This window comes from Mesorhizobium sp. M1273, from assembly GCF_040318195.1.
In the GTDB taxonomy this organism is placed as follows: Bacteria; Pseudomonadota; Alphaproteobacteria; order Rhizobiales; family Rhizobiaceae; genus Mesorhizobium.
On sequence record NZ_JAMYLV010000005.1, the window covers coordinates 1 to 18,535 of the forward strand.

General features: G+C 64.7%; 17 protein-coding genes, 1 tRNA gene and 1 pseudogene. 16 read left to right on the plus strand and 3 right to left on the minus strand.

Features of this window, described 5'->3' with window-relative positions:
* Positions 1 to 113: 113 nt before the first annotated feature.
* Positions 114 to 203, minus strand: a tRNA-Ser gene (locus NKH30_RS07335).
* A gap of 339 nt (positions 204 to 542) precedes the next feature.
* On the opposite strand from NKH30_RS07335, the gene NKH30_RS07340 reads away from it, so the two are divergent.
* From NKH30_RS07340 to NKH30_RS07350, 3 genes are all read left to right on the plus strand, one after another.
* On the plus strand, positions 543 to 1,250 hold the full coding sequence (locus NKH30_RS07340; protein ID WP_352994751.1) for a 50S ribosomal protein L21: 708 nt from the start codon (positions 543 to 545) through the stop codon (positions 1,248 to 1,250).
* 98 nt (positions 1,251 to 1,348) lie between these two features.
* Positions 1,349 to 1,618, plus strand: coding sequence for a 50S ribosomal protein L27 (gene rpmA / locus NKH30_RS07345; protein ID WP_023678077.1), 270 nt, complete (start codon positions 1,349 to 1,351; stop codon positions 1,616 to 1,618).
* Positions 1,619 to 1,738: 120 nt separating this feature from the next.
* Positions 1,739 to 2,326, plus strand: coding sequence for a GNAT family N-acetyltransferase (locus tag NKH30_RS07350; RefSeq protein WP_352613307.1), 588 nt, complete (start codon positions 1,739 to 1,741; stop codon positions 2,324 to 2,326).
* Positions 2,327 to 2,336: 10 nt separating this feature from the next.
* Here NKH30_RS07350 and NKH30_RS07355 read toward each other — a convergent pair whose 3' ends face one another.
* On the minus strand, positions 2,337 to 3,206 hold the full coding sequence (locus NKH30_RS07355; protein ID WP_352994753.1) for an endonuclease/exonuclease/phosphatase family protein: 870 nt from the start codon (positions 3,204 to 3,206) through the stop codon (positions 2,337 to 2,339).
* Positions 3,207 to 3,378: 172 nt separating this feature from the next.
* Here NKH30_RS07355 and obgE point away from each other — a divergent pair, with 172 nt between their 5' ends.
* The 5 genes from obgE (at position 3,379) to NKH30_RS07380 (ending at position 9,165) form a co-directional block, all read left to right on the plus strand.
* On the plus strand, positions 3,379 to 4,410 hold the full coding sequence (obgE, locus tag NKH30_RS07360; protein WP_352504902.1) for a GTPase ObgE: 1,032 nt from the start codon (positions 3,379 to 3,381) through the stop codon (positions 4,408 to 4,410).
* A gap of 2 nt (positions 4,411 to 4,412) precedes the next feature.
* Positions 4,413 to 5,567 carry a glutamate 5-kinase gene (gene proB, locus NKH30_RS07365; RefSeq protein WP_352994756.1) on the plus strand — a complete coding sequence of 385 codons (1,155 nt, stop codon included), beginning with the start codon at positions 4,413 to 4,415 and terminating at the stop codon, positions 5,565 to 5,567.
* A gap of 13 nt (positions 5,568 to 5,580) precedes the next feature.
* Positions 5,581 to 6,867 (plus strand): glutamate-5-semialdehyde dehydrogenase, encoded by a 1,287-nt coding sequence (locus NKH30_RS07370; protein WP_352768436.1) that lies wholly within the window; start codon positions 5,581 to 5,583, stop codon positions 6,865 to 6,867.
* A 163-nt stretch (positions 6,868 to 7,030) separates the two neighbouring features.
* Positions 7,031 to 7,618, plus strand: coding sequence for a nicotinate-nucleotide adenylyltransferase (locus NKH30_RS07375; protein ID WP_031212055.1), 588 nt, complete (start codon positions 7,031 to 7,033; stop codon positions 7,616 to 7,618).
* 257 nt (positions 7,619 to 7,875) lie between these two features.
* Positions 7,876 to 9,165 carry an MFS transporter gene (locus tag NKH30_RS07380; protein ID WP_352751255.1) on the plus strand — a complete coding sequence of 430 codons (1,290 nt, stop codon included), beginning with the start codon at positions 7,876 to 7,878 and terminating at the stop codon, positions 9,163 to 9,165.
* A 26-nt stretch (positions 9,166 to 9,191) separates the two neighbouring features.
* On the opposite strand, the gene NKH30_RS07385 is transcribed toward NKH30_RS07380, so the two are convergent.
* Positions 9,192 to 10,049, minus strand: a complete 858-nt coding sequence (locus NKH30_RS07385) for a mechanosensitive ion channel family protein (protein ID WP_352745856.1) — start codon at positions 10,047 to 10,049, stop codon at positions 9,192 to 9,194.
* A gap of 239 nt (positions 10,050 to 10,288) precedes the next feature.
* On the opposite strand from NKH30_RS07385, the gene rsfS reads away from it, so the two are divergent.
* The 8 genes and pseudogenes from rsfS to NKH30_RS07425 form a co-directional block, all read left to right on the plus strand.
* Positions 10,289 to 10,666 carry a ribosome silencing factor gene (gene rsfS / locus NKH30_RS07390; RefSeq protein WP_023678068.1) on the plus strand — a complete coding sequence of 126 codons (378 nt, stop codon included), beginning with the start codon at positions 10,289 to 10,291 and terminating at the stop codon, positions 10,664 to 10,666.
* Positions 10,667 to 10,727: 61 nt separating this feature from the next.
* Positions 10,728 to 11,210 (plus strand): 23S rRNA (pseudouridine(1915)-N(3))-methyltransferase RlmH, encoded by a 483-nt coding sequence (gene rlmH / locus NKH30_RS07395; RefSeq protein WP_352768432.1) that lies wholly within the window; start codon positions 10,728 to 10,730, stop codon positions 11,208 to 11,210.
* Between the two features lie 151 nt (positions 11,211 to 11,361).
* The gene (locus tag NKH30_RS07400) at positions 11,362 to 12,705 is read left to right on the plus strand and encodes a murein hydrolase activator EnvC family protein (protein WP_352450875.1); all 1,344 of its coding nucleotides are present in this window, start codon (positions 11,362 to 11,364) and stop codon (positions 12,703 to 12,705) included.
* Positions 12,706 to 14,031, plus strand: coding sequence for a S41 family peptidase (locus NKH30_RS07405; RefSeq protein WP_023678065.1), 1,326 nt, complete (start codon positions 12,706 to 12,708; stop codon positions 14,029 to 14,031).
* 203 nt (positions 14,032 to 14,234) lie between these two features.
* A complete protein-coding gene (locus NKH30_RS07410) occupies positions 14,235 to 15,431 on the plus strand; it encodes a divergent polysaccharide deacetylase family protein (RefSeq protein ID WP_352994760.1) in 1,197 nt (398 codons plus the stop codon).
* A 1-nt stretch (position 15,432) separates the two neighbouring features.
* The gene (locus NKH30_RS07415) at positions 15,433 to 15,954 is read left to right on the plus strand and encodes an RNA pyrophosphohydrolase (RefSeq protein ID WP_352994763.1); all 522 of its coding nucleotides are present in this window, start codon (positions 15,433 to 15,435) and stop codon (positions 15,952 to 15,954) included.
* A 29-nt stretch (positions 15,955 to 15,983) separates the two neighbouring features.
* The gene (gene alr / locus NKH30_RS07420) at positions 15,984 to 17,135 is read left to right on the plus strand and encodes an alanine racemase (protein WP_352994766.1); all 1,152 of its coding nucleotides are present in this window, start codon (positions 15,984 to 15,986) and stop codon (positions 17,133 to 17,135) included.
* 117 nt (positions 17,136 to 17,252) lie between these two features.
* Positions 17,253 to 18,530 (plus strand): annotated as a pseudogene (locus tag NKH30_RS07425) (D-amino acid dehydrogenase); the annotation flags it as partial.
* Positions 18,531 to 18,535 lie beyond the last annotated feature (5 nt).

Consider the following 18,535-nt stretch of genomic DNA (forward strand, 5'->3'; position numbering starts at 1 on the left):
GACTTGGAACAGAGGACCTTGCAGACCATCGACAACCCGTTCGGCACGAGGTTGTCACCCATGTCTTAAGTACAATCTGTTACCCATGTCTCCGGGTTGGACATTAGGATCACTGGCGGAGAGGGAGGGATTCGAACCCCCGATGGGCTTGCACCCATGCCGCATTTCGAGTGCGGTGCATTCGACCACTCTGCCACCTCTCCGCGGTCATGGTCCGCCGTTGCCGGCGCGGCGCACTAGATAACGGCTGGACAGGCAGGTTACAAGGGCCAATCTGCCCCCGGCGCCGCAGCTTCTGTCCGTGCTTCCTTCGAGGCTCCGGTAGCCGCTGCTCGATATTTGCAAGGACTGGGCTCAACCCGTTTGCAGCTTGCCCGCGGCGCTTGCCTTGACTCAAGCCGAACCTTCGGTTAGGGACAGCGCGCAATCGGCGTGGAGGGATCTTCCGCGCCGCTTGTTTTTTGAACCCGCAGACTGACAAAAAGACGGCCGAACCGCCTGAAGCGGTTCATCAAGGCCGACCGAACAGCGAAAGGCAAAAAATGTTCGCAGTCATCAAAACGGGCGGCAAGCAGTATCGCGTTGCCGCCAACGATCTCCTGAAGATCGAAAAACTCGAAGCCAATGTCGGCGACATCGTCGAGATCGGTAGTGTGCTCGCGCATGGCGAGGGCGAAAACGTCACGTTCGGCGCACCGTTCGTGGATGGTGCGATGGTCACCGCCGAAGTCGTCGAGCAAGGCAAGAACTGCACCGTCATCGCCTTCAAGAAGCGCCGCCGGCAGAATTCGCGCCGCAAGATCGGCCATCGCCAGCTTTTGACCACCGTCAGGATTGCTGAAATCCTGCTGGGTGGCGCCAAGCCGGCGAAGAAGGCCGCCGCCAAGACCGAAGCGAAGGCTGAAGTTGCAGCCAAGACCGAGGCGAAGGCTGAAGCCGCGCCGAAGGCAGCAGCGAAGGCAGAGGCTGCGCCGAAGAAGGAAGCCAAAGCCGAGACGACCGAGGACAAGGCTGCCGAAGCCGCCGCGCCGTTGTTCAAGGCGCCGAAAGGCGAGCCGGACGACCTGACCGTGATCAAGGGCATCGGCCCGGTCGCCGCCGGCCAGCTCAACGAACAGGGCATCACCACCTTTGCCCAGATCGCCAAGCTGTCCGACAAGGACGTCGCCAAGATCGACGAGCACATGCCGTTCAGCGCCGACCAGATCAAGGACTGGCGCGAGCAGGCCAAGGAATTGGCGAAGAAGTAGAACGAACCGGCGCAATCGTCGCCGGATCGGACTTGAAACGGAACGCGAACGCGTTCATAAGATCGTTTAGGCGCCTCGCGGCGCATCGGAGTAGTTAGATGGCACACAAGAAAGCTGGCGGATCGTCGCGCAATGGTCGCGACTCCCATTCCAAGCGGCTCGGCGTGAAGAAGTTCGGCGGCGAAGCCGTGATTCCGGGCAACATCATCATTCGTCAGCGTGGCACGACGTGGCATCCCGGCACCAATGTCGGCATTGGCACGGACCACACGCTGTTTGCGCTCGAAGCTGGCGCAGTCACCTTCAACAAAAAAGCCAATGGCCGAACCTACGTATCGGTGAACCCGATGACGAAGGCAGCGGAGTAGCCGGTTCCGCACGAGAACACCGGCACCCATCTCGGGAACCGGTGTCTGGCCAAGCCAGGAAATGGATCAGGGGAGATGGGTTTCCATCTCCCCTTTTTCTTGTGCCTGGAGGACGTTGATATGGTTGCCGAAGCGGAAGCGACAGACGACGAAAGTTACGCGATAGATTGCCCGGTCCTGATCACCGAGCGGCTAGTCATGCGGCCCCCGCGTGAGAGCGACATCGAGCAATTGGTGGCGCTCGCCGACAACCGCCATGTCGCGGAAATGCTGGCTCGCATGCCGCATCCCTATGGCGAGGCGGAGGCACGCGCTTTCCTGGCCATGACTGCATCGCGCCGGGCCGGAATCGCCTATGCGTTGACGCTGGCCGGCACCGAGACCTTCGTCGGCTGTGCCGGGCTCAACACCACGGATCGTGGGCTGGAGCTCGGCTACTGGATCGGCGAGCCGTACTGGAAACGCGGCTACGCGACGGAGGCAGCGCACGCACTGGTCGACCTTGCCTTCCAGAGAACCACGATCCAGGTGCTGCACGCCTCGACGCGGGTTATCAATCCGGCCTCGCGCCGGGTCATCCACAAATGCGGCTTCCAGTATGCCGGCCAGGGCATGCTGAACTCGATCGTTGCCGGTCAGGTGCCGGTCGAGCGCTACCGTCTCGATCGCAAGACCTGGACCAGCCTGCGGAACTGGGTGCATTTTTGATGGATGCGGCTCACGTCATCTCGAGCCAGACCGGCAAGTGATCCGAACCGGCCGCTTGCCGGTCGACCCACAGGCGCCTCAGCGATTTGGCAAGCGAGGCGCTGGTGAAGATATAGTCGATGCGCTTGTAGCGGCTGGTATCGCCCGGCCGCTTGGAGTCGACCCAGGTGACGAGATCGGCGCCGGCAGCGCCGAGGCGTGCAGCGGCATCGATGGCGAGGTCGGCGGTCACCGGCATGCCGAATTCGTGGTCAGGCTGGCCGGCGAGTTCGACATGTTCCGGCGATCCGGCCAGCATGTTGAAGTCGCCCATGACGACGAAGGTTTCGGGAGAAGGCAGCTCCGGCAAGCCGATCTCGGCGACGCCGGAGAGCCCGCCGCCCTCGAGCGGGTATTTCAACAGACGCTGGCGCAGAAAGCGGATCTGGCTCAGGCGTTCAAGCGGGCTGCGATGGTCGAGATGGGTGGAATTGAAGCGGATCGGACCAAGCGGCGTTTCGACCAGCGCCTCCAGCGCGCCGCGCTGGAAGTTCATCGCCTCGACACTGCGGCTGCGCGGCAAAAGGAGATTGCGCGACAGATGGATCGGCGTCCTCGACAGCACCATGTTGCCGAGCTGGAAGGTGGTCGTGATGGCGCGGCCGTTCTCCAGGCGCGAGCCGGCGTCGGCTTCGAAATTGCTGCCGTAGACGGCAAAATAGTCGGGCAGCGCCTCGCCGAGGTCGGCCACCATGTCGCGGCCGCCATTCTTCGGGTTGGCGCGGGTGACCTCCTGCAGCGCGATCACGTCGGCGCCGCGCACGGCATCGGCGATACGGCCGACATCGTACCGGGCGTCGAGACCGACGCCGTAGTGGATATTGTAAGTTACCAGCTTCATTCCGACATCTCGCGCTTGGAAAGCCGAAGATCGATTTTCGGCAAGGGGTCAACCAAATGCTACGCGTCCAGAGATACGCGCGACGTTACAGTAGCAAAAACGGCCCTCGCCCTTCGACCCGCCTTGGTTTAGAGCAATCCCGCAAAGCCAATAACAGAAACCATACAATCCGATGAAATTTCTCGATCAAGCCAAGGTCTACATCCGCTCCGGCGACGGCGGCGCCGGTTCGGTGTCGTTCCGGCGCGAAAAGTTCATCGAGTTCGGCGGCCCGGACGGCGGCGACGGCGGTCGCGGCGGCGATGTCTGGGTCGAGGCGGTCGATGGGCTGAACACGCTGATCGACTATCGCTACCAGCAGCATTTCAAGGCCAAGACCGGGACGCACGGCATGGGCCGCAATATGACCGGCGCCAAGGGTGCCGACGTGACGCTGAAAGTGCCGGCCGGAACACAGGTCTTTGCCGAGGACAATGAGACGCTGATCTGCGATCTGACGGTCGTCGGCCAGCGCTTTCTGTTGGCCAAGGGCGGCAATGGCGGTTTCGGCAACCAGCATTTCAAGACCTCGACCAACCAGGCGCCGCGCCGCGCCAATCCCGGACTGCCGGGCGAAGAGCTCAACATCTGGCTCAGGCTGAAGCTGATCGCCGATGCCGGCCTGGTCGGGCTGCCCAACGCCGGCAAGTCGACCTTCCTGGCGGCGGTCACCGCGGCCAAGCCGAAGATCGCCGACTATCCCTTCACCACGCTGCATCCGGGCCTTGGCGTGGCCCGCATCGACGGTCGCGAATTCGTCATTGCCGATATTCCGGGCCTGATCGAAGGCGCGCATGAAGGTGTCGGCATCGGCGACCGCTTCCTTGGCCATGTCGAGCGCACGCGCGTCCTTCTGCACCTCGTCTCGGCGCAGGAAGAAAATCCGGGCAAGGCCTACAAGACCGTGCGCGCCGAACTCGGCGCCTATGGAAACGGGTTGACCGACAAGGTCGAGATCGTCGCGCTTTCCCAGGTCGACATACTCGATGCCGCCGCGCGCAAGGCGAAAGCCGCCTCGCTGAAACGCGCCGCCGGCCGCGCGCCGATGCTGCTTTCCGCCGTCACCGGCGAGGGCGTCGAGGCGGTGCTGCGCGCGCTGATGGGGGTGGTGGCGGAGGCACGCGAAGCCGTCGCCGCGCCGGTCGAGACGCGCTGGAACGCATAGCCATGGCCGCGCAATCGCTGAAAAATTATCGGCGCATTGCCGTCAAGATCGGCTCGGCGCTGCTTGTCGACCGCACGACGGGCCTGAAGCGCGACTGGCTGGCCTCGCTTGCCGACGACATCGCCGTGCTGGCCAATGGCGGCGCCGAAATTCTCGTCGTGTCTTCGGGCGCGATTGCACTTGGCCGCACCATTCTCGGCCTCGGCAAGCGGACGCTGAAGCTCGAGGAGAGTCAGGCGGCGGCCGCCGTCGGGCAAATCGCGCTGGCCGGCGCCTGGTCGGATGCGCTCGGCAAGAATGGCTTGAAATCGGGCCAGATCCTGCTGACGCTCGGCGATACCGAAGAGCGCCGCCGCTATCTCAACGCGCGGGCGACGATCTCGACACTGCTCAAAATGAAGGCGGTGCCGGTCATCAACGAGAACGATACGGTGGCCACCTCGGAAATCCGCTATGGCGACAACGACCGCCTGGCGGCGCGTGTCGCCACCATGATGGGCGCCGATCTTTTGGTGCTGCTTTCCGACATTGACGGGCTCTACACGGCGCCGCCGGCGCGCGACCCGCAAGCCCGGTTCATTCCGGTCGTCGACCGCATCACCCCTGACATCGAGGCGATGGCGGGTGCCGCTGCTTCGGAATTGTCGCGCGGCGGCATGCGCACCAAGCTCGACGCCGGCAAGATCGCGACCGCCGCCGGCACCGCCATGATCATCACATCAGGCACGCGGCTGTCGCCGTTGCTGGCAATCGAGCGCGGCGAGCGCGCCACCTTCTTCCGGCCGAGCGCCAATCCGGTCAAGGGCTACAAGACCTGGATCGCCGGGCAGCTCGAACCGGCCGGCCGGCTGACCGTCGATGCCGGCGCCATCGGCGCGCTGCTCTCCGGCAAGTCGCTGCTGCCGGCCGGCGTCAAACTGGTCAGCGGCAATTTTGCGCGTGGCGACACGGTGGCGATCCTGTCGCCCGAGGGACGCGAGATCGCGCGCGGGCTGGTTGCCTATGATGCCGCCGATGCCGTAAGGATCGCTGGCCTGAAGACGACCGAGATCGAAACCGTGCTCGGCTACGAGGCGCGTTCGGCGATGATCCACCGCGATGACCTTGTGGTGAGCCATGCCGGTGGCGAGCAAGTAGTCGGTGACCAGGTTACATAGCGGAGGATGAGCCATGCTGACGCTGCATGAAAAATCCCGGGATGATACCGTGGCGCTGATGGCCGATATCGGCCGCCGCGCGCGTGCCGCGGCCCGCCCGCTGGCCACCGCTGCGGCCGAGCGCAAGCACGCGGCGCTGATCGGCATGGCTCAGACGATCCTTCGGCATGAGCAGGACATCCTCGACGCCAATGCCATCGACATCAGAAATGGCAGGGAGGCTGGCCTATCGGCAGCGTCGATGGATCGGCTGAAGCTCGATCCCGCCCGCATCCGCGCCATGGCAGACGGTATCAGCGAGATCGCCGGGTTTCGCGATCCGGTCGGCGATGTCATTGCCGCATGGGACCGGCCGAACGGGTTGCATATCGAACGGGTGCGCACGCCGCTCGGCGTCGTCGGCGTCATTTACGAGAGCCGGCCGAACGTTACCGCGGATGCCGGCGCGCTGTGCCTCAAGGCGGGCAATCCAGTAATCCTTCGCGGCGGCTCGGATTCGCTCAACTCTTCCGCCGCTATCCATGCCTGCCTGGTCGAGGGGCTGAAGGCAGCCGGGCTGCCGGAGGATGCCATCCAGCTGGTGCCGACTACCGATCGCGCCGCCGTCGGCGAAATGCTGAAAGGGCTTTCAGGCAATCTCGAGGTCATCATTCCGCGCGGCGGCCGCAGCCTGGTCGAGCGTGTGCAGAGCGAGGCGCGGGTGCCGGTCTTCGCGCATCTCGAGGGCATCTGCCATCTCTATATCGACCGATCGGCCGATCTCGACGTGGCGGTCAAGATCGCGGTCAATGCCAAGATGCGGCGCACCGGGGTGTGCGGTGCTGCCGAGACGCTGCTGGTCGACCGTGCCGCCGCCGGCACGCATCTGGTGCCGATCCTCGAGGCCTTGCGGGCGGCAGGCTGCGAGATCCATGCCGATGCCGAGGCGCTGAGGCTTTATGCCGATGCCCAGCCCGCGACCGATGCAGACTGGGTGACCGAGTATCTGGACGCGATCATTGCGGTGAAGCTGGTCGACGGCGTCGCCGGCGCCATCGAGCATATCGAGACGTTTTCCTCGCATCACACCGAGGCGATCATCGCCGAGGACGCCACAGCGGTCGACCGGTTCTTCAACGAGGTCGATTCGGCGATCCTTCTGCACAACGCCTCGACCCAGTTTGCCGATGGCGGCGAGTTCGGCATGGGCGCCGAGATCGGCATCGCCACAGGCAAGATGCATGCACGCGGGCCGGTCGGCGTCGAGCAACTGACCTCGTTCAAATACCGCGTACGCGGGTCGGGACAGGTGAGGCCTTGAGCGCCGGTCTTACCCTCCCCCTTGTGGGGAGGGTGGCGAGCATCGCGAGCCGGGTGGGGGTGCGACGCTGAACTCTGCAACACCCCCACCCCGCTCCGCTTCGCGGATCGACCCTCCCCACAAGGGGGAGGGTAAGGAATCCGTATCCTCCCACTATCTGCACATGCCGCATGCCGGGAAAGGCGTGGCGGTCGGGCTGTTCGGCGGTTCGTTCAACCCGCCGCATGCCGGCCATGCGCTGGTCGCCGAGATCGCACTCAGACGCCTTGCGCTCGATCAGCTGTGGTGGATGGTGACGCCCGGCAATCCGCTCAAGAATGCCGGAGACCTGGCGCCGCTGGCCGAGCGGCTGCAGCTATCCGAAAAGATCGCCAAGAACCCGAAGATCAAGGTCACTGCATTCGAGGCGGCCCACCGCGTCCGCTTCACCGCCGACACGCTGGCGCTGGTCAAGGCGCGTAACCCGGGCGTCGATTTTGTCTGGATCATGGGCGCCGACTCGCTTCGCGACTTCCACCGCTGGCAGCGCTGGCGCCGCATCGTGATGACGTTCCCGATCGCGGTGGTCGACCGGCCAGGCGCGACGCTGTCGTTCCTGTCGTCAGTGGTCGCCAAGACGTTCGACTATGCCCGCGTCGACGAAGGCGACGCACCGCGGCTCGCCCGCATGACGGCGCCGGCCTGGACCTTCATCCACGGCCCGCGTTCGTCGCTGTCGTCGAGCGCGATCCGCAAGGTGGCAAAGGGATAGGAGTCTCCTTCTCCCCCCTGTGGGACAAGGTGGCCGAGCGAAGCTCGGTCGGATGAGGGGTGCTGGAATGATCGCTAGCTTGAAGAACTAAGCACTTAAAATCCCTCGGTCTTTTTACGCTGCATTTCTTCCAGCACCCCTCATCCGTCTCGGCGCTACGCGGCAATCCCACCTTCTCCCACAAGAAGGGGAGAAGGCAAGTCCGGTGATGTCGCTTTTGCCGCTGCCTTGACCTGCTTGATGGGCGATCCTCGGTCATGACGATTCTCGAGCGCGACCAGGACAAGAACGGTCTAGGGCAGCCGGCGCCGTCGATCGCCATTGCCAGCATCCTGTTGTCGATGGCGCTGATCGCCGTCGGCAATGGGCTGATGTTCGCCTACATCCCAGTCCGGCTCGGCGCCGAGGGCTTCGATCCGACATGGGCGGGGCTGATCGTCACCGGCCTTTCGGCTGGCGGCCTCGCCGGCTGCATCCTGACCGGGCCGCTGGTGCGGCGTGTCGGCCATGCCCGCGTATTCATGGTGCTGTCGGCGCTGATCGTGCTGTCCAACGCCGCGGTCGGCGCCGGGCCGCACCCATTGCCATGGATCGCTGCACGGGCGCTCTACGGCTTTGCCATATGCGGCCTGTTCATTGTCGCGCAGAGCTGGCTGAACGATGTCGTCGCCAACGCCATCCGCGGCCGGGTCATGGCTATCTTCTACGTTGCCTATGTCGCCGGGCTCGGCGTCGGTTATTCGACGCTGGCGTTGATCGATATCCGCGCGGCCGATGCGCCGCTGATCGGCATCGCCTTCACCGCGCTGTCGATCCTTCCCGTCGGGCTGACGCGGCTTGCGCAGCCGCCGGCGCCGCAAGCGGCGTCCGTGGCGCTCGGCCGCGCCTGGCGGATCTCCCCGGTCGGCGTTGCCGGCATGCTTGCCGTCGGCGGCCTGTCGATGACGATCTCGGGTTTTGCGCCGATCCATGCCACGACCAAGGGCTACAGCCAGGCCGACGTCGCCTTGCTGCTTTCGGCAATGCCGGCCGGCACGCTGATCCTGCAGATTCCGCTCGGCTGGATTTCCGACCGCACCGACCGGCGCTTTGTGCTGATCGCGGCGTCGGCGCTTGCCGCCGCGGCGGGCCTGTTTGCCCTCGGTTTCGACGGCGGCGCGCTGGCGGCGCTGCTTGTCATCTATGTGGTCTGGGACGGCGCCTCGGAATCGATCTACTCGCTGGCCAGCGCCCATGCCGGCGACCGCGCCGGCAAGGACGACATGGTGGCGCTGTCGAGCTCGCTTTTGTTTGCCTGGTCGCTGTCCGGCTTCGTCGTACCCGGCATTGTGACCGGGCTTTCCGCCGTCTACGGCACGCAGGCCTTCATCTATGTGGCAATCGTCATTGCCGCCGCCTACTGCCTGTTCGTTCTCTGGCGCGTCGTCATGGTGCGGCCGGTGCCCGCCACCGAGACCGGCAGTTTCGCGCCAATGACGGCGCAGGCGCCGTTGCCTGTCGATCTCGCCTTCGCGCCTGAAGATCAGCGCCGGCGCGAAGGACTTTGAACACCCTCCAGCTGGTTTCAAATCCTCTATTGCCGCGTGGCTGAGGCATCCGGCTGAGGCGCTTTCGGTGCCGGCGCCGGGACCGAAAGGCCTTCGGCATCGAATGCCTGCTTGACGCTCTTGGTGAGGTCGATCTGGGCGGCGAAGAAATCGGCAGCCGCCGTCCAGTAGCGCAAGGTGATGGCGACGGTGCTGTCGCCGACAGTCGCGACAAAGGCGATCGGCGCCGGCTGCCGCCTGACGCGCCGGTCGGCGGCGGCGACACCGAGCATGGTCTTCTGCGCAAAATCGATGTCGTTCCAGGAGCCGATGCTGAGCGTGATGTCGCCGCGGCGCACACCGTTGCGGGTGAAGTTGCGGACCGGCTGGTTCCACAGGGTCGAGTTGGGTGCAAGCACGTAGACGCCTTCGACCGTCCTCAGCGTTGTGGCAAACAGCCCGATCTCCTCGACGGTGCCGGATATCGCGCCGACTTCGACATATTCGCCGATGCGGAACGGCCGCAGCGCCAGGAGCATGATGCCGGCGGCAATGTTCTGCAGCGTGCCTTGCAGCGCCAGGCCGATGGCCAGGCCGGCGGCACCGATAGCGGCAATGATCGAAGCCGTCTGCACGCCGAACTGGCCGAGAACCATGATCACGACCAGTCCCAGGATGGCGTAGCGGACGACCTGCGAGAAGAAATGGCGGAGCGTTTCGTCGAAGCCGCTGATATGGCCGAGGCCGGCATAGATCGAACGCTCGGCGAGGCCGGCGACGATGTAGCCGATGACCAGCAGGATGACGGCGCCGACCGCCGAAAGCGAGTAGGAGACGATCAGCGTGCTGAGTTGCGCCAGGCCGGATTGCACGGTGAGGAGGGCGTTCTGGGGATCGATCGGCATGTCGGGATTCCGGTTCGTGGATGAGCCGATAACCGCTGCGGGGCGAGGCGGTTCCGATTTTCTGGCCCGAAAAGCCGGATATTCGGCCGCTGCCGGGTGCCTGCTTGCGAGCGGTGTCTTGAAACTGCAACCTAACTCTGCCTATCTAAGCAGTGTCACCTGATTTCAGAGGTGATTTGGTTGTTCTTGCTGCGAAAGGAAATACACTGAGAACAGCACTGCGGAAGAAGGCCGACATCGTGCCTTCGCCGGCCGGGATCAGCGTAAACGACGCCGTGTCCCGCGCCATCAAGACAGTCCTTGCCAGTCTGGAAGACTCCAAGGCCGAAAACATCGTCTCAATCGACATTCAGGGGAAATCGAGCCTCGGCGACTACATGGTCGTCGCGTCTGGCCGATCGCACCGTCATGTCTCGGCTGTTGCCGATCATCTCCTTAAGGCGCTCAAGGATGCCGGGCTCGGCACTGCGCGCGTCGAGGGGCTGGCTGGCGCCGACTGGGTCCTGATCGATTCGGGCGACATCATCGTCCATGTCTTCCGTCCCGAGGTCCGCGACTTCTACAATCTCGAAAAGATGTGGCAGGCGCCCGATCTCGAGGAGGAGACCCTCCACTGAGCCGTATTCGTCTTGATGCATGTCGTTGTCCGACATGCATCAGCGGCTCTTCGAGGCAGGGATGAAGATTACGGTTCATGCCGTGGGCCGAATGAAAGCCGGCCCCGAGAAGCAGTTGGCCGACCGCTATTTCGAGCGTTTTGCCAGGAGCGGTCCTGCCGTAGGCCTCGAATTCGCCGGGATCGTCGAGATTGCCGAAGGTCGCGCGCAGACGGCCAATGAGCGCCGGCGCGAGGAAGGCCAGAAGCTGCAGACGCACTTGCAACCGGGCACGGCGCTGATGCTGCTGGATTTGCGCGGCAAGAACCTTTCCTCCGAGGATTTCGCCGGCCGCATAGGTTCGCTGCGCGATGGCGGGCGCAAGGCGCTGGTGATCGCCATTGGCGGCGCCGACGGCCATGACCAGTCACTGCGCGACCTGGCTGATCTGACGGTGTCGCTCGGCGCGCTGACCTGGCCGCATCAGCTGGTCCGCGTGATGCTGGGCGAGCAGCTTTACCGGGCGGCCACGATCCTTTCCGGTCACCCCTACCATCGTTCATGAAGTCGGCTCCGTCGGCGAATTGATGCCAGCCGCCCGGATTTTTGCCCCAATGCTCATCGACAGTTTGGCCTCATGGGGTTTGTCGATGACGGCCGGGGCTCGAACATGGTTGATGGTTCGTTAACGAAGCCGCGCATAGAGTTGGGCTTCAATGTCTGAAGACTGGAAATCACGAACGGGCTCCTGGCGCGTGCGCTACGGCATCGCCGTGGCGACGATCGCGCTTTCGCTCGGCGTCGCGCGGGCCGAGAACACGCTCGACCTGGCGCCCGACCCGGACCAGAGCCGCGCCGAATACGAAAAAGTATCGAAAGAGATCACGCTGTCGTCCGAGCGGCTGGCCAAGCTCGCCGCCGACATAGCGGCTGTCAAGAAGGACCACGCCTCGATCACCGCGGCGCTGATCCAGTCGGCGATGACCGAGCAGAAGCTCGGCCAGGACATCGAGGACATTGGCGGCAAGCTGGAAGGGCTGAAGGCGCAGGAGCAGAAGATCCGCGCCTCACTGGCCGCCAGACGCGACGTTCTGGCCGAAGTGCTCGGCGCGCTGCAGCGCATGGGGCTCAATCCGCCGCCGGCGATCCTGGTCAAGCCGGAGGACGCATTGTCGTCGGTGCGCAGCGCCATCCTGCTCGGTGCCGTGGTGCCGGAACTGCGCCAGCAGACCGACATGTTGCTGGCCGACCTCAAGGAGCAGTCGCGGGTGACGGCCTCGATCGAGGCCGAGCGGGCGCGGCTGACGGCAGCTGTCGGCGAGCAGGCGGCGGAAAAAAAGCGGCTCGGCATGCTGCTCGAAGCCAAGCAGAAGCTCGCCGCCGATACGCAAACCGCGCTGGCCGCCGAAAAGCAGCGGTCCGCGACGTTGGCGGCCAAGGCCGGCAGCCTGAAAGAACTGATCGCCTCGCTCGAGGCCGACAGAGCCCGCAAGGCGGCGGATGCGGCCAAGGCAGCCGAGCAAAAGACGGCCGACGCCGACAAGGGCCCGGCATCGGCTGCGGCGCCGACGGAATTGGCCTCGCTGCCGGTGCCGGAGAGCAACAGGCTCACCGCTGCCGCGCCGTTTTCCGCGCTTCAAGGGCAGATCGCGCTACCGGTCACCGGCAGGATCAAGCGGCGCTTCGGGGCCAACGACGGTAACGGCGCGGTGATGCTCGGTGACATGGTTGCGACACAATCGGGAGCCATCGTCACAGCGCCGGCGGATGGAAATGTGCTTTATGCGGGGCCTTTCCGCTCTTACGGTCAACTCTTGATCCTGAATGCGGGTGACGGCTATCATGTCGTCCTGGCGGGGATGAGCAGAATCAGCGTCGCGTCTGGCCAGTCGGTGCTCGCAGGTGAGCCGGTCGGCGCGATGGGAGAGGCCCGGGTGGCGAGCACCTCGGCATCGAAGAATGGAAATGCCACGCCGGAGCTCTATGTCGAGTTCCGCAAGGATGGAAAACCCGTCGATCCGGCCCCATGGTGGGCGGACCGTTTTTCTGGAAGGACGTGAATGATGCGGAAACTGTCGCTTCTGTTTGCCGGTGCGCTGATGGGTGCATCGGCGATGAGCCTGGTCTATGGCGCGCCCGGCTCGACAGCGAAAGCTGCGGGCTCCGAGACCTATAAGCAACTGGCGATCTTCGGCGATATCTTCGAACGGGTGCGGGCGAATTATGTGACGCCGCCCGACGACAAGTCGCTGGTTGAAAATGCCATCAACGGCATGCTGTCGTCGCTCGACCCGCACTCCTCCTACATGAATGCCGAAGAAGCGCAGGACATGCGCGTGCAGACCAAGGGCGAATTCGGCGGCCTCGGCATCGAGGTCACCATGGAGAACGACCTAGTCAAGGTGATCACGCCGATCGACGATACGCCGGCCGCCAAGGCAGGCGTGCTCGCCGGCGACTATATCGCCAAGATCGACGGCGAGGAGGTCCGCGGCCTGACGCTCAACGACGCCGTCGAGAAGATGCGCGGGCTGGTCAATACGCCGATCAAGCTCACCATCTTGCGCCAGGGCGCCGACAAGCCGATCGAACTGACCGTCGTGCGCGATATCATCAAGGTCAAGGCGGTCAAGTTCCGGGTCGAAAACGACATCGGCTACATGAAGATCACCTCCTTTACCGAAAAAACCTATGACGACCTCGAGAATGCCATCGACACCATCAAGAAGCAGGTGCCGAACGACAAGCTCAAGGGCTACGTGCTCGACCTGCGCCTCAATCCGGGCGGTTTGCTCGACCAGGCGGTGAGCGTGTCCGATGCCTTCCTCGACCGCGGCGAGATCGTCTCGACGCGCGGCCGCGACCCGAAGGACGTCACCCGCTTCGACGCGCGGGCCGGCGACGACATCGGCGGCAAGCCGCTGATCGTGCTCGTCAATGGCGGCTCGGCCAGTGCCTCGGAAATCGTCGCCGGCGCGCTGCAGGATCTGCGCCGCGCCACGGTGGTCGGCACGCAATCCTTCGGCAAGGGTTCGGTGCAGACCATCATCCCGCTTGGCGAGAACGGGGCGCTGCGGCTGACGACGGCGCTCTATTACACGCCGTCCGGCAAGTCGATCCAGGGCAAGGGCATCACGCCCGACATCAAGGTCGACCAGCCGCTGCCGGCGGAACTGCAGGGCAGGGACCTGACGCGCGGCGAATCTGACCTCAAGGGCCATATCAAGGGCGCCGACGAAAGCACGACCGGTTCGGGTTCGGCAGCCTATGTGCCGCCGGAACCGAAGGACGATTTGCAGCTCATCTATGCCGAGCAGCTGCTGCGCGGCCAGAAGACGGATCCGGCGTTCCCGCCGAATCCGCAAAAGGCCGTGTTGAACCAGTAAGGGCAGGCAAGCCGGGCCAAACAGGTCTGGCTGCCTGAGCGAAGCGATGCGATGCTGCCGGGGCCGCGAGGCTCCGGCAGTTTGATTCGGGGGCCGCGGCCGGCATGCCGCGCGTCCAGTGATGCAAGGGGACGCGCCGACATTTTGGATTTTGCGCCTCCGGAGAAGGTTTACTTCGGGGATGCACGCCGGAGGGTGCGGGCTTGGCTGATATCGGCAAGGACATAGAACGACCTCTCGGACAGGCGATTCGGCTGCCGCGCTCAGGCAGCCAGATCAGCGCCGGTACGGTCGCGGCCGCGCTTGTCGTGCTGTCCGTGGTCGGCGTCTCCAGCGCGATCGCCTTGCGAGACAAGCCGTTCCGGAAGCTGCAAGAAGTAGCCGTTTCGACGCCGAAGACGCCGGCGGCGGATACCGCCGCCGCGCCCGCCAAGGCGACGCCCGAAATGGCTGCGCCAGGCAACGCAAGCGGGGCCAACATAAGCGGGCCGAAGACGGGCGGTCCGCAGATCATCCATGTCCAGACCGAGGGGGGCGACGCTCCACCCGAGGCGGCCATAGTCATTCGCGACCCTTCGACGATCGGCCAGAACCTCAGGATCGCGCATATTCCCGACAAGGCGCTGGTCGAGGCCGGCGAGACCGGTCCGCTGCCGATCCGCGCCGCCGACGGCCGGCGCCCGTTCGATGTCTATGCGCGGCCGTGGTCCGGGGCTCGCGGTGCACGCGTCGCGCTCGTCATCGGCGGGCTTGCCGTGTCGCAGACCGGCACGCAGGCAGCCATCGCCAAGCTGCCGGCGGAAGTGACGCTGGCCTTCGCGCCGCAAGGCAACAGCATCGGCCGCTGGATGCAGGTGGCGCGGCAGAGTGGCCATGAGGTCATCATGCAGGTACCGCTTGAGCCGTTCGACTATCCGAACGTCAATCCCGGCCGTAACACGCTGACCGTGGCTGCAACGCCGGACGAGAATTTGAAGAATTTACGCTGGGCGCTGTCGCGAACGACCAACTACACCGGCGTCATGAACTATATGGGCGCCCGCTTTTCGGCCGACGCGACGGCGATGGGGCCGTTGATGGCCGAGCTTGGCAAGCGTGGTCTGGCCTATGTCGACGACGGTTCGTCGGCGCGCAGCCTGGCACCCGAACTGGCGCTGAAGGACGGCGTGCCGTTCGTCGGCGGCGATACGGCGATCGATGCGGTGCAGGACCGCGGCGCCATATTGAAGAAACTGGATGGGCTGGAAGCGACGGCACGGGCGAAAGGCTTTGCCGTCGGCATCGGCTCGGCTTTCGACCTGACGGTGGATACGGTGTCTTCCTGGGTGACCGAGGCCAAGAAGCGTGGCATCGAGATCGTGCCGGTTTCGGCGGTGGCCATAGATCCGGAAAAAGGCTGAGATGACAAAGAACAAGCTCGTTGAGCCCGAGACGCTGCCCTACCGGCCCTGCGTAGGGGTGATGGTCCTCAATGAGGCCGGCCTGGTCTGGGTCGGCCGTCGCATTGCCGAGCCGGACAGCGAATTCGCTGGAACGACGCAGCTCTGGCAGATGCCGCAGGGCGGCATCGATGATGGTGAGGAGCCGCTGCCCGCGGCGGCGCGTGAACTTTACGAAGAGACCGGCATGCGCTCGGTGTCGCTGCTGGCCGAGGCGCCGCACTGGATCAAATACGACCTGCCGGCGCATCTGGTCGGCGTCGCCTTCAAGGGACGATATCGCGGCCAGACGCAGAAATGGTTTGCCTTCCGTTTCCACGGCGACGAAAGCGAGATCGAGATCAATCCGCCGCCGGCTGGCCACAAGGCCGAGTTCGACCGGTGGGCGTGGCGGCCGATGCTGGAATTGCCGGGCCTGATCGTGCCGTTCAAGCGCAAGGTCTACGAAGACGTGGTAGCGGCGTTCCGGCACCTGGTGGCGTAGCCGCCGGCCTTCCGTTAAAACAGGTCGGCATGAACGACATCTCCAGCAAATCTCTTCCGCCGACCGTCACCCTGGGCGAACCGATCAGCGAAGCCGCGGCAGGGGCGATCCTGACCATCGATCTCGGCGCCGTCCGTGAGAACTACCGGCGGCTGAAGGCGCGGCTGGGCGGCGTCGGCTGTACTGGAGTGGTCAAGGCCGACGGCTATGGGATTGGCGCGGCGCCGGTGGCGGCGGCGCTGATGGGTGAGGGCTGCAATACTTTCTTTGTTGCGCATTTGGCCGGCGGCATCTTGCTGCGCAAGGCGCTCGGCTCAGACCCGGCCATCTACGTGCTGAACGGCATTCCGCCGGGTGCGGAAAGGGACGCGGTTGCGGCAGGGCTTTGCACCGTACTCAACAGCGCCAGCCAACTCGCGGCATGGCGCGAGATGGCCGGGCGGGTGGGCCGTAAGTTGCCGGCCGCCCTCCAGGTCGACAGCGGCATGTCGCGGCTCGGCATGACGCCATCCGAGGTGAAGGCAGTCGCGCAGGATCCGCAGGCTTTCGACGGTGTCGAACTGACCTTCGTGATGAGCCATCTCGCCTGCGCCGACGAACCCGAGCAGCCGGCCAACGAGCGGCAGCGGCTGGAATTCGAACGGCTGCGCCGGATGCTGCCGGAAGCGCCGGCTTCCCTTGCCAATTCATCAGGCATTTTTCTCGGGCAGCGCTATCACTACGACCTCGTTCGTCCGGGTGCCGCTCTCTATGGTGTCAATCCGACGCCGGCGAAGGACAATCCGATGCTGCCGGTGGTGCGATTGCAAGCCAAGGTCATCCAGACGCGGATGCTGGAGGCCGGCACCGGTGTCGGCTACGGCCACACTTTCCACACCAAGGCTCCGCTTGCCGCGGCGACGATTTCGCTCGGCTATGGCGATGGCTGGCATCGACGCGCCGCTTCCTCCGCCTGGCTCGAAAATGTGCGGCTGCCCTTCGTCGGCCGGGTTTCGATGGATTCGATCATCCTCGACATTTCCGCATTGCCGCCCGGCAGGCTGAAGGCCGGCGACCTCGTCGAACTCATCGGACCGTCGTCGCAGACGGTGGACCAGGTAGCCGGCCAGGCCGGCACCATCGGCTATGAGGTCTTGACCAGCCTCGGCCACCGTTTCCACCGGCGCTATGTGAATGGCTAGGACGCAAGGTTGTTGTCCTCACGCATGTCTTTTCCCTAAGCATCGGCACTTGGCTGACGCCACAGAATCCGGCAGACATGAGGCGGCGATGATCCCGGTCTCGAATCCCGACGAGATGCCGCCGCGGAGAACCAAACGATGAAGATCTTCGTGCTGGGCGGCGGCGTGATCGGGGTCACCACCGCCTATTTTCTTGCCGAGGCCGGTCATCAGGTGACGGTGATCGATCGCCAGAAAGGCCCGGCGCTGGAAACCAGCTTTGCCAATGCCGGCGAGATCTCGCCCGGCTATGCCTCGCCCTGGGCCGGGCCCGGCGTTCCGCTGAAGGCCATCAAATGGCTTTTGATGAAGCACGGTCCACTGGTGGTGCGACCGGCCCTCGATCCGCATATGTGGATATGGCTGGTCAAGATGCTGCGCAATTGCACGGCTGAACGCTACGCGCTGAACAAGGCGCGCATGGTGCCGCTGGCCGAGTACAGCCGCGACACGCTGAAGGCGCTGCGCGAGGCGACCGGCATCGCCTATGACGAGCGCGCCAAGGGCACGCTGCAGCTCTTCCGAACGCAAAAGCAGCTCGACGGCTTCGGCGGCGATGTCGAGGTGCTGAAGGCCTATGGCGTCCCCTACGAGGTCCTCGACCCCGACGGCTGCATTGCGGCCGAGCCTGGGCTGGCCGGCGTGCGCGAGAAATTCGTCGGTGGCCTGCGGTTGCCCGGCGACGAAACCGGCGACTGCAAGATGTTCACCGACAGGCTTGCCGAGCTTTGCGCGGCACGCGGCGTCACCTTCGAATACGACACGGAGATACGGCGCGTCGTCAAGAAGCGCGATCGCATCACCAACATCAGCACCAGCAAGGGCTGGATGGTCGCCGATGCCTATGTGATGGCGATGGGCAGCTATTCGGCACGGTTCATGCGCATGCTGAAGCGGCCCATCCCGGTCTACCCGGTCAAGGGCTATTCGATCACCCTGCCGATCAAGGACGCCGCCGCTGCACCGGTCTCGACCGTGATGGACGAGAGCTACAAAGTAGCGATCACCCGGCTCGGCGACCGTATCCGGGTCGGCGGCACGGCGGAGATTTCCGGCTTCGACCTGCGGCTGCATGAATCGCGGCGCCGCACGCTCGAACATTCGGTCGGCGACCTGTTTCCGGGCAGCGGCGATATGCGATCGGCGACCTTCTGGTGCGGGCTGCGGCCGATGACACCGGACGGGCCGCCGCTGATCGGCCGCACCGATTTCTCCAATCTCTATCTCAACACTGGCCATGGCACACTCGGCTGGACCATGGCCTGCGGCTCGGCCAAAGTTCTGGCCGACATCATCTCCAGCCGGGTGCCCGACATCGACGTCGGCGATCTCGGGCCCGGACGATACGCCAAGTAAGACGC